Origin of the sequence: Streptomyces hazeniae, assembly GCF_031845485.1 — a bacterium.
GTDB lineage: Bacteria > Actinomycetota > Actinomycetes > Streptomycetales > Streptomycetaceae > Streptomyces > Streptomyces hazeniae.
Window position 1 is genome coordinate 1 of the sequence record NZ_JAVREQ010000047.1, and the last position, 12155, is coordinate 12155.

The 12155-nt window shown below is 68.7% G+C and carries 10 protein-coding genes, 1 tRNA gene and 1 pseudogene; 6 read left to right on the forward strand and 6 right to left on the reverse strand.

Going from position 1 to position 12155, the window contains the following annotated elements:
- Window positions 1–89 precede the first annotated feature (89 nt).
- The 3 genes and pseudogenes from RM572_RS28190 to RM572_RS28200 form a co-directional block, all read right to left on the reverse strand.
- Window positions 90–608, reverse strand: a complete 519-nt coding sequence (locus RM572_RS28190) for an LLM class flavin-dependent oxidoreductase (RefSeq protein WP_311676211.1) — start codon at window positions 606–608, stop codon at window positions 90–92.
- A 2-nt stretch (window positions 609–610) separates the two neighbouring features.
- The gene (locus tag RM572_RS28195) at window positions 611–1888 is read right to left on the reverse strand and encodes an MFS transporter (RefSeq protein ID WP_311676212.1); all 1278 of its coding nucleotides are present in this window, start codon (window positions 1886–1888) and stop codon (window positions 611–613) included.
- 24 nt (window positions 1889–1912) lie between these two features.
- Window positions 1913–2720, reverse strand: a pseudogene (locus RM572_RS28200) (IS5 family transposase).
- 92 nt (window positions 2721–2812) lie between these two features.
- Between RM572_RS28200 and RM572_RS28205 the strand changes: the two are divergent.
- Window positions 2813–3609, forward strand: a protein-coding gene (locus RM572_RS28205; protein WP_449657227.1) for an IS5 family transposase whose coding sequence is annotated in 2 segments (ribosomal slippage) — window positions 2813–3148 and window positions 3151–3609 — 795 coding nt in all. Because the reading frame shifts where the segments join, the coding sequence is not laid out codon by codon here.
- Window positions 3610–3694: 85 nt separating this feature from the next.
- Here the strand turns inward: RM572_RS28205 and RM572_RS28210 are convergent.
- Window positions 3695–4363: a transposase family protein gene (locus tag RM572_RS28210; RefSeq protein ID WP_311676213.1), complete on the reverse strand. Its 669-nt coding sequence runs from the start codon at window positions 4361–4363 to the stop codon at window positions 3695–3697.
- A 679-nt stretch (window positions 4364–5042) separates the two neighbouring features.
- On the opposite strand from RM572_RS28210, the gene RM572_RS28215 reads away from it, so the two are divergent.
- Window positions 5043–5873, forward strand: coding sequence for a tyrosine-type recombinase/integrase (locus tag RM572_RS28215; protein ID WP_311676214.1), 831 nt, complete (start codon window positions 5043–5045; stop codon window positions 5871–5873).
- A gap of 72 nt (window positions 5874–5945) precedes the next feature.
- Here the strand turns inward: RM572_RS28215 and RM572_RS28220 are convergent.
- A tRNA-Pro gene (locus RM572_RS28220) sits at window positions 5946–6019 on the reverse strand.
- A gap of 189 nt (window positions 6020–6208) precedes the next feature.
- Here RM572_RS28220 and RM572_RS28225 point away from each other — a divergent pair.
- Window positions 6209–7552: an NAD(P)/FAD-dependent oxidoreductase gene (locus RM572_RS28225; RefSeq protein ID WP_311676215.1), complete on the forward strand. Its 1344-nt coding sequence runs from the start codon at window positions 6209–6211 to the stop codon at window positions 7550–7552.
- Window positions 7553–7617: 65 nt separating this feature from the next.
- Here the strand turns inward: RM572_RS28225 and RM572_RS28230 are convergent, their stop codons facing one another.
- Window positions 7618–8817: a thiolase family protein gene (locus RM572_RS28230; RefSeq protein ID WP_311676216.1), complete on the reverse strand. Its 1200-nt coding sequence runs from the start codon at window positions 8815–8817 to the stop codon at window positions 7618–7620.
- A 227-nt stretch (window positions 8818–9044) separates the two neighbouring features.
- On the opposite strand from RM572_RS28230, the gene RM572_RS28235 reads away from it, so the two are divergent.
- From RM572_RS28235 to RM572_RS28245, 3 genes are read left to right on the forward strand one after another with little or no spacing between them, the layout of a single operon-like run.
- On the forward strand, window positions 9045–10358 hold the full coding sequence (locus RM572_RS28235; protein ID WP_311676217.1) for an ABC transporter substrate-binding protein: 1314 nt from the start codon (window positions 9045–9047) through the stop codon (window positions 10356–10358).
- Window positions 10359–10364: 6 nt separating this feature from the next.
- Complete coding sequence (locus RM572_RS28240) at window positions 10365–11300, forward strand: carbohydrate ABC transporter permease (RefSeq protein ID WP_311676218.1); 936 nt, start codon at window positions 10365–10367, stop codon at window positions 11298–11300.
- The gene (locus tag RM572_RS28245) at window positions 11300–12115 is read left to right on the forward strand and encodes a carbohydrate ABC transporter permease (protein ID WP_037788940.1); all 816 of its coding nucleotides are present in this window, start codon (window positions 11300–11302) and stop codon (window positions 12113–12115) included. Before RM572_RS28240 ends, RM572_RS28245 begins: the two co-directional genes overlap by 1 nt.
- Window positions 12116–12155: the final 40 nt, after the last annotated feature.

Below are 12155 nucleotides of genomic sequence, written 5' to 3' on the forward strand. Positions count from 1 at the left end.
TAGTTCGGGCGGACCTCCGCGACCATGCGGACCGCACGCTCACGAAGCTCGGGAGGGTAGGGGGACGGACGGGTCATGACTCGATCCTCTCAGGGAATCGAGCCTCCATCAGACCCGGAACGGTTCAACCCCGCACCCCCGCCAACACTTGACGAAAGACATAGAGGCACCCCCGCGTGGTCGGTGGTTTCGGTACGAAGCAGCTTGTCCGTCAGCTCGACGAATTCCTGGAACCTCGCGGACCGCTCGGCCGCCGACCACGGAGCGTTCCCCGTGACCTCTGCGTCGACCCCACCCGATCCGGCTCCAAGACCCAGGATGAAACGCCCGTCCGACAGATCGTCCAGCGTCACAATCTCTTTCGCGAAAGGCACGGGGTGACGGAAGTTGGGCGAGGACACCAAGGTTCCCAGTTGGATTCTCTCGGTGACTCCCGCAGTGGCCGCGAGCGTGGGCATCGCCGCATACCAGGTGGACCCCATGCGCTCGCGCCAGGCCACATGGTCGTACGTCCACGCATGCTCGAATCCCATCTCGTCGGCGAGACGCCAGGCATGCCTAGCGGACTTCCAGTGCTCTGACGGGAGAATGCGCACTCCGACACGCATGCCTACCTCCGGCGGTCGGGCTCGGGCAGCAGAGCGGTGTCAATCCGCTCGGGCAGTTCGCGCATGGTGCGCAACGGGGACAGGACGTTCGGGATGATGCTCAGCGTCATCCCCACGACACCGATCCACAGCGTGGTCTTCGCTCCGAAAGCTGACCCCGAGACCCCGCCCAGAAAGCCGCCGAGCGGAATGCCACCCCAGGACACGAACCGGGCCGTCGCGCTCATGCGGCCCAGGAGATGATCCGGCGTGAGGGCCTGCTGGAAGCTCGACTGAGCCACCACACGGACCACTCCGCCCATCGAAAGCGAGGCGAGCCCGACGGCGGCCACATACACGCTCCAGCCCGGCTGCGCCATCGGCATCAACGCCGTCAGCGGACACGTGACCAGGGGCGCGATCCAGATGACCGGGCCGTGACCGACCCGCCGGGAGATCCTGGTGGCCAGTAGCGCACCCAGCAGGGCGCCGCACCCCATGCCTGACAGGATGAGACCGATCTCGAAGGAGTCGAGGCCAATCTCCCTGTCCAGGAAGACGAGCAGCATGGCTTGATACATGACCAGGAAGAGATTGAAAATTCCATCCCCCAGGACGATCGCGCGCAGCGCGGGATACTTGAGGACGAACCTGAGCCCTTCCTTGATCTCCCGGCCCAATTGCGGGCGTTCACTGGGCTCCGGCTTCTGCTCGCGGGTCCGGATGCTCATCGAGAGCAGACCCGACATGGCCATCCCGATCGAACTCGCCAGGACTGTCGCAGGGGCTCCGACCCACCCCACCATCGGCCCCGCGATCGAGGGCCCACTGATGCTGGTTACCGAGCGGATCGCCGAGAGTTTCGAGTTCCCCTCGACGAGATGGCTTCGTCCCACCAGATGTGGGAGGTAGCTGATGTAGGCGACATCGAAGAAGACGGTCAGAATCCCGTGGAACAGGGCGACGGCGTAGAGCCACCAGATCGTCAGCAGGTCCGCCGACCAGGCCACCGGGATCGTCAGGAGGGCCAGAGACCTTGCTATATCGGTGCTGATCATCACCGACCGCTTCCGCATACGGTCCACCCACGCCCCCGCCGGCAGCCCGACCAGGAGGGAACCCGCGGTGGTCATCGTGGTCAGCAACCCGACCTGGAACTCATCGGCGTCCAGCGCCATGATGGCCACCAGCGGAAGGGCCAGAAAGATGATGCGATCTCCCAGCTGGCCGAGCGCGGTGGCAGCAAACAGGCGGCCGAAGTCCGGATCCCGCAGGAGTCCGAGGCGAGAGGATGTTGGCATTCAAGTACCTACTTAGACGTCATTTCACTTGGCCAGTCTGCGGTGGCATATGAGGGTTGCGGCGATGGCGGTGAAGGCCAGGAAGTGCTCCGGCTTGCGCTCGTAGCGGCGGTGCAGGCGGCGACATCCGGACAGTCAGGACACGGTCCGCTCCACAACCCAGCGGTGCCGGCCCAGGCGCCGGGACGACTCAATGCCCTTGCGGGCCAGACGGTGCCCTATGCCACGAGACGCGAGCCATCGTCGCAGGTGTCGGTAGTCGTAGCCTTTGTCGCCGTGCAGTTTGCCGGGCCGTCGGCGCCGTGGGCCGCGGCGGGAGCGAATAGGCCGGATGCCGCGGAACAGCGGGATGAGGGCCTGGCTGTCGTGGAGGTTGGCGGCGGAGATGCCGACCGACAGCGGAAGGCCTGGCGGTCGACGATGAGGTGGATTTTCGATCCCTTCTTGCCGCGGTCGGTCGGATTCGGTCCCGTCAGCTGCCCCCTTTGAGGGCCCGGACGCTGACGGAGTCGATCGCGCACCGCGACCAGTCCAGCTCACCCCTGGCGCCGAGTTCGTCCAGGACCAGGCGATGGAGCTTGGCCCAGACCCTCGCCTCTGTCCACTCGGTGAACCGCCGGAACGCGGTCACACCTGACAGTCCGAAGCCCGGCGGCAGTTGGTTCCAGGTACAGCCCGAGGTGGCCACAAAGATGATCGCGGCCAGCACTTCGCGGTCCCCACGCCGACGGTGCCCTCCACCCTGCGGGCGAACCGGCGCAGGCGGCACCACCCGCTGGAACAAGGACCACAGGTCTTCCGGCGCCATCCGCTCGACAAGCGCAGCAGTCATCACCCCAGACTGCCGCAAGATCACGCCAAGTGAAATGGCGTCTTAGAGCTCGTCTCATTTGGCCTGACGGTCGGTAGCCTGCTGCCGTGGTGATCGTTGAGCGTCTGGTGCCGGATGAGTTGTGGGAGCTGTTCCAGCGGGTGGTGCCGGTGGCGCCTTCCCGTCCGCAGGGCGGGGGCCGTCGGCGGTACGGCGACCGGGAAGTGCTGGCGGCGATCATCTTCGTGGCCACGACGGGCTGCACCTGGCGGCAGCTTCCGCCTTCGTTCGGCCCGTCGGGGCCGACGGCTCACCGCCGGTTCACCGAGTGGTCGAAGGCACGAGTGTGGGCCAAGCTCCACCGCGTGGTCCTCGACGAGCTCGGTGGTCGGGGAGAGCTGGACTGGACGCGCTGCGCGATCGACTCGGTGAACATGAGGGCCCTCAAAGGGGGGCACTGACGGGTCCGAATCCTGTGGATCGAGGCAAGAAGGGGTCGAAGATCCACCTGATCACCGACCGCACCGGCCTGCCCCTGTCCGTCGGCATCTCTGGCGCCAACACCCACGACAGCCAGGCGCTGATACCCCTGGTCAAGGGGATACCGCCGATCCGATCACCGCGCGGGCGGCGACGTCGCCGGCCGGACAAGCTGCACGGCGACAAGGGCTACGACTACGCCCACCTGCGGCGCTGGTTACGCGGACGCGGGATCACCCACCGCATCGCCCGCAAGGGCGTCGAGACCTCCCAGCGACTGGGCCGCCACCGGTGGGTCATCGAACGCACCATGGCCTGGCTCGCCGGCTGCCGCCGCCTCCACCGACGCTACGAACGCAAAGCCGACCACTTCCTCGCCTTCACCAGCATCGCCTGCACCTTCATCTGCTACCGCAGACTCGCCAAATGAGACAAGCTCTTAGGGGATCGTAGAGGTCACGCCATGACCTGGTGTATCAGGCGGCTGTAGGCCTCCATCACTGAGCGGATCTCATCTACGCCCTGGCGAGTGAAGATCGTTTTTGGTGGATCGCGAAGATCGCCTGGAGGGGTGCGGTGACGCGGTTCGGGCTGATGCGCACGGTGTCCAGCACACGCCAGCGTTTCAGCGCCGCGAATGCCCGCTCGACGGGTGCTCGGAGTCGGGCGAGGGCGGTGTTGGCCAGTTTCTCCCATCCGTTGTGGCCCTTGCCCTTCGGGCGCTTGACCGGGGTGCGGATGGTGCCGACGGCGCCCTGGTAGCCGGAGTCGGCGGAGGTCTCCACATCCGCGTCGGTGGCCGCGGCGACGATCCCGTCCAGACGGGCGGCGGTCAGATCGTGCGTTGAACCCACTCTGGCTTCGCCGAGGAAGACCAGCTCACCGGATGTGTCGGTGAGGGCCTGAACGTTCATGCCGTGCTCGCGGTGCTTGGCGTTGTACAGCGGGTCGGGGTTGGTCTCGGTGGCCAGCGCGTCGCAGCGCCACAGCGGGATGAGGGTTCCGTCCAGCAGCAGGCGGCGGGACTCGCCGGAGGCGTCGATGGCCTCGGTCAGGGTCGGCGCGAGTGGTGTGAGGGCGGCGATGCCCTCGCCCACGTATCGGCGGGCGGTCTCGGTGCCGATGCCGAAGTGGGCTCCGAGCTCGGCGAAGGTGTCGCCCTTGGCAAGGAAGACCAGCAGCACGAGCGCCTGGTCCCAGGACGTCAGCGCCCGCCAGGACCCGCCGGCCTCATCCCTTCGGGTGGCAATCTGGTTCCCTGCGTGGCGGCTGGTACGACAGAAGAATGCGCGGAACTGCTGAGCGTGGACGCCTCGACGCTCCGTAGGTGGCGAACTGCAAAGCCGCCCCAAGGGCCGCCCTTCACCCGTCTTTCGTCGAGGGTGACCATGTACAGTGCCCGCGACGTCGAGTCATGGCTTGCAGCTCGCCGTATCGATCCCGCTCAGGATGCCTCTTGAATAACGCGAATCCGCCTATGGGTGTCAAGCTGTCGGAGGATGTCGAGTTTCGTGCAGGAAGTCCGAATCCCTACAGGGCGAGGGTTCGATGGTTCGATCCGCATACGAAGAAGAGACGCTCCCGGTCGGAGATGCTCCCCACGGAGGAGCGCGCCGCAGAATGGCTTCAGCGTATGCGGCGTGCCGCGGCCCGTGGTGTTGCGCCGGATCTCGCGACCATGTCCCTGGCCGGCTATGGGCAGGAGGAATGGGACCTTGCCATGCGTGGATTGGAGTCCAAAACAATGGATCCATACCGCGCAGGCTGGAAGTTGCGTGTACTCCCGTCTCTAGGGCATATCCCCGTGCACTTGATTACGAACGGGGCAGTGGACCGAGCCGTCTACGGGTGGATAGCGGACGGGTGCAGTCGTTCGTCGGTCAAGAACAGCTTGGCTGCCTTGGTCCGGGGATGCAACAGGCGGTAAGAGACGGCATTATCGATGTGAATCCGGCACGAGTCTCCGGGCGGCAACTAGAGTACAAGCGCGCCGAGGATGAACTGGACGATCCACGGTCGCTAGCCCTTCCCGATTGGCAATCCTTGGACCGCTTGGCTAACGCGCTCGTCGCGCAGTCTTCCGGCGAGTTTGAAGGATGGGGGGCAGTGGTGCGGTTCGCCGCCTGCACCGCGACACGCATCGGAGAAGTGTCGGGTGTGCGAGCGGGCGACATCGACAGCAAAGCATGGGTGTGGAACCTGTGCAGGCAGACGACTCCCTCGCCGGGCGGTCTGGTGGACAAGGGCACGAAGGGTAAGCGCCGTCGGCTTGTCCCGATCATCCCGGAGATTCGGCCTTTGGTCGTCGAGCGTATTGCTGCGGTGGGAGGCGACCCCATGGCTCGCCTTTTTACCGGGCCCCGCGGCGGGCGGATCTCGACCGCGGTGCTGCGAGATGCCACGCACTGGGACGAGGTCGTCGTCCGGCTGGGGTTCCAGCATCTGCGGCGGCACGACCTGAGGCACACGGGACTGACGTGGATGGCCGACGCTGGCGTGCCGTTGCATGTGCTGCGGAAGATCGCCGGGCACGGCTCGCTCAGCACCACACAGCGCTATCTGCACCCAGACCACCGTTCGATCGACCGTGCCGGGGCGGCGCTCAGTGAGCACCTCAAGTCGCCCAAGACGGCCCCTGGTCCCAAACTGGTCCCAGAGCAGCCTCGACAACGCCATCTCCGCGTCTTCCGCTAGCAGCGTCTCCAGGCGTGAAAAAGGCCCACTGACCAGGAGATTCATCTCCCGGCAGTAGGCCATTCCACACCGTCGGGACGACAGGATTTGAACCTGCGACCCCTTGACCCCCAGTCAAGTGCGCTACCAAGCTGCGCCACGTCCCGGTGTCCTGGGCGGCTGCGGGAAGATCCGCTCGCCGACCGGCACGAAGAACAATACCGCACTCCAGGGGGTGGATGTGCACCCCCTGCCCGCCTCGCTGGGCGGGCGGGAGGGGGTGGCGGGCGTTTGGCGGGCCGGGGCGCGGGAACCGCGGGAGGCCTGAACCCGGACCCGCAGGACAGGGAGTGCACGTGAGCAGGTCCCGCATCGTCGTCGTCGGAGCCGGGTTCGCCGGCTACCGCGCCGCCCGCACGCTGTCCCGGAAGCTCCGCGGGGCGGCGGAGATCGTGCTGGTGAACCCCCACGACTACTTCCTTTACCTGCCCCTGCTGCCGGAGGTGTCCTCCGGCGTCCTGGAGCCGCGGCGGGTATCGGTGTCGCTGGCCGGGACCCTGCCCGGCGTGCGGCTGGTGCTGGGGGAGGTGCACGGCGTGGACCTGTCGGAGCGGCGGGTGCGCTACACCGACCCGGAGGGCGGCGAGGGTGAGCTGTCCTACGAGCGGCTGCTGCTGTCCGTGGGCAGCGTGAACAAGCTGCTGCCGATCCCCGGCGTCGCCGAGCACGCGCACGGCTTCCGCGCGATGCCGGAGGCGCTGTACCTGCGTGACCACATCACGCGCCAACTGGCCATGGCGGCCGACAGCGACGACCCCGGCGAGCAGGCGGCGCGCTCGACGTTCGTGGTGGTGGGTGCCGGATACACCGGCACCGAGGTGGCCGCGCACGGCAAGCTGTTCACGGATTCCCTCGCCCGGCAGCACAACCGGTCCGCCGGCCGGGGCGGCGGACTCGTGGAGCACCCGCGGTGGATGCTGCTGGACGTGGCGCCCCGGGTGCTGCCCGGCCTGGACCGGCGGCTGTCCGCGACCGCCGACCGGGTGCTGCGGCGGCGCGGCGTGGACGTGCGGACGCGGACCTCGGTCAAGGAGGCGACCCACGACGGCGTGCTGCTGGACGACGGGGCCTTCGTGCCGACCCGGTCGCTGATCTGGTGTGTGGGGGTGCGGCCCGACCCGCTCGTCGAGGACCTGGGGCTGCCCACCGAGAAGGGCCGCCTGGTGGTGGACGAGTACCTGACGGTGCCCGGTCACCCTGAGGTGCTGGCCTGCGGCGACGCGGCCGCCGTGCCCGATCTGACCCGGCCGGGGGAGTTCACCCCGATGACCGCCCAGCACGCGTGGCGGCAGGGCAAGCTCGCCGGACGCAACCTGGCGGCCGCCTACGGGCGCGGTGTGCGGCGCCCGTACAAGCACCACGACCTCGGGTTCACCGTCGACCTGGGCGGGGTGCAGGGCGCGGCGAACCCGTTCGGCATCCCGCTGTCCGGTCCGCTCGCCAACGCGGTCACCCGGGGCTACCACCTGGCGGCGATGCCCGGGAACCGGATCCGCGTCGCCACCGACTGGCTGCTGGAGGCCCTGCTGCCCCGGCAGGCGGTGGAGCTGGGCATGGTCCGCTCCTGGGCTGTGCCGCTGGACACCTCCTCGCCCGAGCTGGCGAAGGCGCCGACCGGACGGAGCGCCCGGGGTCGCTGAGCCGCCGGTCGGGCGGGGCGCCGGGCTGCCGGGGCGCCCCGCCCGGGCGTCAGCGTTCCAGGAGCTCAGCGTTCCAGGACCAGGGCCTGCCCCTGCCCCACGCCGATGCACAGCGCCGCCAGGCCCGTGCCGGAGCCCGCCGCGGCGAGCTGGTGCGCCACCGCGCCGGTGATACGGGCGCCGGAGGCGCCGAGCGGGTGCCCGATCGCGATCGCGCCGCCGCGCGGGTTGACGAGCGAGGGATCGAGTTGCGGCCACTCGGCCAGACACCCGAGCGCCTGGGCGGCGAACGCCTCGTTCAGTTCGACGGTGCGCAGGTCGCCGAAGTCGCGCCCGGCCTTGGCCAGGGCCTTGCGCACGGCCTCCACCGGGCCCAGGCCGAAGAGCTGCGGCTCGATGCCGGTGACGGCCGAGGCGCGGATACGGGCCAGGGGTTCGCGGCCGGTGGCCGCCAGGCCCTCCTCGTCGGTGAGCAGCAGCGCAGCGGCGCCGTCGTTGAGCGGCGAGGAGTTCCCGGCCGTGACGGTGCCGGTGCCGTCCTTGCGGAAGACCGGCTTGAGCTTGGCGAGGGTCTCCGGCGAGCTGCCGTCGCGGATGGTCTCGTCGCGCGGCAGGTCGACGCCTTCGTACGGGACCACCTCCCGGTCGTAGAGGCCGTCCTTCCAGGCGCGGGCCGCCTTCTCGTGGCTGGCGGCGGCGAAGACGTCCTGCGCCTCGCGGCCGATGCGGTGCTTGTCGGCGACCAGCTCGGCGCCCTCGCCGAGGGAGACGGTCCACTCCGGGCGCATCCGCTGGTTCACCATCCGCCAGCCCAGCGTGGTGGAGAACGTCTCCGGCGCCCCGGCGGGGAAGGCGCGCTCCGGCTTGGGCATCACCCACGGGGCGCGGCTCATCGACTCCACACCGCCGGCGATCACCGCGGTGGCGTCGCCGACCGCGACCGCCCGCGCCGCCTGTACGACGGCCTCCAGGCCGGACGCGCACAGCCGGTTCACGGTGCTGCCGGGCACGCTCAGCGGCAGCCCGGACAGTAGTACGGCCATCCTGCCGACGTTGCGGTTCTCCTCGCCGGCGCCGTTGGCGTTGCCGAAGACGACGTCGTCGAGGCGCGCGGGGTCCAGGTGCGGCGTACGGTCCACCAGCGCCCGTACGACGTGGGCGGCCAGGTCGTCCGGGCGCACACCGGCCAGGGCACCGCCGTACTTGCCGACGGGGGTGCGGACGGCGTCGACGACGTAGACGTCGCGGAGTCGATCGTTGGTCATGGCAGCGATCCTCGCAGGCCCCTCGGCACGTGACCAGGGCAGGCCCCGCCCGCGGGCGCTCGCACACCGCCCGATAAAGCACCGATACGGGTCAAAGGGGTGAGATCCGCGGCGGGGCCGCGCTCGCGCAACGCGACCGGGTACGTACGAAGGGTTGACGCCGTGCCGCCCGGCAAGCGGCAATGGTCAACGCACCGCGATGAAGCGTGCGTCGAGAGGAGCAATCCATGCCCGCTCACAGCTCCGCGTCCGCCCGTCCGCCCGCCACTGAGTCCTCACTGAGCAGGCGCAGGGTCCTCGCACTGGCGGGAGGTGCGGCGGCGGCGCTGCCGCTGTCCGCGTGCGGCTCCGGCGCCCCCGACACCGACGGTGCGGGCGGCGGGGACTTCACCGTCTACTGGAATCCCGGCCACGACTACGCGCCGTACCAGCAGGTCGTCAAGGAGTTCGAGAAGGCCCACGGCGTCACCGTCCGCATGCAGAAGTACCAGTGGCCGGACATGCGCACCCGCATCCTCACCGACTTCCAGTCCGGCAACGTGCCGGACCTGATGGAGGAGCCCGGAGGGTGGGTGCAGGAGTTCGCGCTCAGTGGCGACGCGCTCAGCCTGCAGAAGTACATCGAACGGGACGGCGCCGAGATGGGCTTCCCGGACGACTGGCAGACCGCCGCCGTCGAACACAACTCGCACAAGGGCGAGGTGTACGGCATCCAGCTGCACCAGACGTGCAGCCTGCTGCTCTACAACAAGCAGATGTTCGATGAGGCGGGTGTCCGGCCGCCCGCGACGTGGGACGAGGTCGTCGAGGTCTCCCGGGAGCTCACCGGCGGCGGCGTGCACGGCATCGCCCTCAACCAGGACCCGTCGTACGCCTGGCCGTGGATGCTCCAGAACAGCGTGCGCGAGTACGACCCGAAGACGGGGAAGCTCCTGACCCCCCGCGACGCGGCACGTGAGGCCCTGCAGTTCCAGACCGACCTGGTGCACAAGCACAAGGTCTCACCCGTTCCGACGCCCGGCACGGACTACTCCGGCCCGCAGAAGCTGCTCTCCGCCAAGCGGGCCGCGATGATCGTCTCGGGTCCGTGGGACCTGGAGCCCATCGCCAAGTCCAGTCCCGATCTGGAGCTGGGCGTCGCACAGGCGCCGAAGAAGAAGGAGCAGGCGACCATCCTCGCCGGCACGTCGGTCCTCATTCCGAAGAAGGCCCGGCGCCCGGACCTGTCCTGGGACCTCATCAAGCGTCTGACCACGCTCAAGACGGAACTCGCCGTCACCCGGCAGTCCGGCATGCTCATGCCCCGCAAGTCCTGGGCCGAGGACCCGGTCGTACAGAAGGACACGGTCACCCGGCAGTTCGCCCAGGGCCTGTCCTACGCCCGCGACGCGCACGAGGGCCTGTACCTCACCGGCCACTACGGAGAGATCTCCGTGGACGTGTGGAAGAAGCTCTACCAGGGGGTCGTCATGGAACGCACGCCCGTCGACGAGGCGCTGGACGCCTACCTGGCCGCCGGCCGCCGGATCATCGAGGGGTAGCCGCGCATGGCGCTCAAGACCGCCGTACGGGAGAGGTCACCCAGGCCGCCGCGGCCCGCGCCGCGGCGGCCGAGGGGCGGCACGCTGCAGGCCCGCAGGGCCCGCACCGCCTACCTCTTCCTCACGCCCGCCCTGCTCTTCTTCGCGCTCTTCTTCTACATGCCGATCGCGGACATCGTGAACACCAGCATGCACTCCGGGCCGCAGGCGGACGAGTTCAGCGGGCTCGGCAACTACGTCGACGCCTTCGGTGACCCCTCCGTCCGGAACTCCTTCAGCGTCACCCTGATCTTCGCGGTCGGCACCACCGTCGGCGCGATCGTCCTGGGCCTGGCGCTGGCGCTGCTGGTCAACCGGCCGTTGCGCGGCCGCACCCTGATCCGGCTGGCGCTGCTGGTGCCGTACCTGACCTCGGTCGCCGTCGTCGGCCTGCTGTGGCGCAACATCCTCGACCCCCAGCTGGGCATCCTCAACCGGATGCTCACCGAGTTCGGGCTGCCCACCCAGGCCTGGCTCAACACCGACCCCCTCGCCACCATCATCCTGGTCACCCTCTGGCAGATCGCCGGGTACACCATGATCCTCTTCCTCGCCGGCCTGCAGGGCATCCCGGAGGTCTACTACGAGGCGGCCACCATCGACGGCGCCAACCAGTGGCAGCAGTTCTGGCGCATCACGCTGCCGCTGCTCGCGCCCACCACCCTGTTCGTCTCGGTGATGGCCGTGATCTCCGGCCTCCAGGCCTTCGGCCAGGCGTACATCATCACCAACGGCGGCCCGGCCGACGCCACCGACCTGTACGTCTTCCACGTCTTCGAGGTCGCCTTCCGCAGCCGCGACTTCGGCTACTCCTCGGCCCTGTCGGTGCTGCTGCTGTTCGTCATCATCGCGTTCACCGCCGTGCAGCTGCGCGCCGGCCGCCGTGGGGAGGTGCAGTACTGATGACCCGGTTCGGCCGGATCGCGGTCTACGTGACGCTGCTCGCGGCGAGCGCGGTCACCATCGTGCCGCTGCTGTACATGCTGACGCTGTCGCTCCAGACGGAGGGCGAGACGCTGTCCGGCGAGGCGGTGCTGCTCCCGGAGACCCCGCAGTGGGGCAACTACGTCACGCTCTTCGAGGAGGCGCCGTTCGGGAACTTCATCATCAACAGCCTGGTCGTCGCGGGCGGCATCACGATCGCCCACCTGGTCTTCGACCCGATGATCGGCTACGTCTTCGCCAAGTTCGACTTCCCGCTGAAGAACACGATCTTCGTGGCGATCCTGGCGACGCTGATGATCCCGCTGTTCGTGCGGATGATCCCGCTGTACGTGATGATGTCCAACCTGGGCTGGCTCAACAGCTACCAGGCGCTGATCCTGCCGTTCGTCATGGACGGCTTCGGCATCTTCCTGATGCGGCAGTTCATCCAGCCCATCCCGGACGACCTGCTGGACGCCGGGCGCGTGGACGGCGCCTCCGAGTTCGCCGTGTACCGGCGGGTGGTGCTGCCGCAGGTCAAGCCCGCCCTGGCGGTGCTGGGGCTGTTCACCTTCGTCTTCCAGTGGAACGAGTTCCTGTGGCCGCTGGTGGCCACCACCACCGAGGACATGCGCACCATCCCGGTCGGGCTGACCCTGTTCAACCAGGAGCACTTCACGCTCTGGCACCTCACCGCGGCCGGGTCGGTGATCATGTTCGTGCCCACCGCGCTGATCCTGGTCTTCGCCCAGCGCTACTTCGTCCGGGGCATCGCCCTGACCGGTCTCAAGTAGTCCCGAACCGGCCGCGGTGAGGTGCCAGAGCGTGAAGTGC

Excerpts from the sequence above, each read along its gene's own strand:
- RM572_RS28190 (WP_311676211.1), bottom strand. The coding sequence starts at position 608 with ATGCGTGTCGGAGTGCGCATTCTCCCGTCAGAGCACTGGAAGTCCGCT.
- RM572_RS28195 (WP_311676212.1), bottom strand. The coding sequence starts at position 1,888 with ATGCCAACATCCTCTCGCCTCGGACTCCTGCGGGATCCGGACTTCGGC.
- RM572_RS28230 (WP_311676216.1), bottom strand. The coding sequence starts at position 8,817 with ATGACCAACGATCGACTCCGCGACGTCTACGTCGTCGACGCCGTCCGC.
- RM572_RS28235 (WP_311676217.1), top strand. The coding sequence starts at position 9,045 with ATGCCCGCTCACAGCTCCGCGTCCGCCCGTCCGCCCGCCACTGAGTCC.
- RM572_RS28240 (WP_311676218.1), top strand. The coding sequence starts at position 10,365 with ATGGCGCTCAAGACCGCCGTACGGGAGAGGTCACCCAGGCCGCCGCGG.
- RM572_RS28245 (WP_037788940.1), top strand. The coding sequence starts at position 11,300 with ATGACCCGGTTCGGCCGGATCGCGGTCTACGTGACGCTGCTCGCGGCG.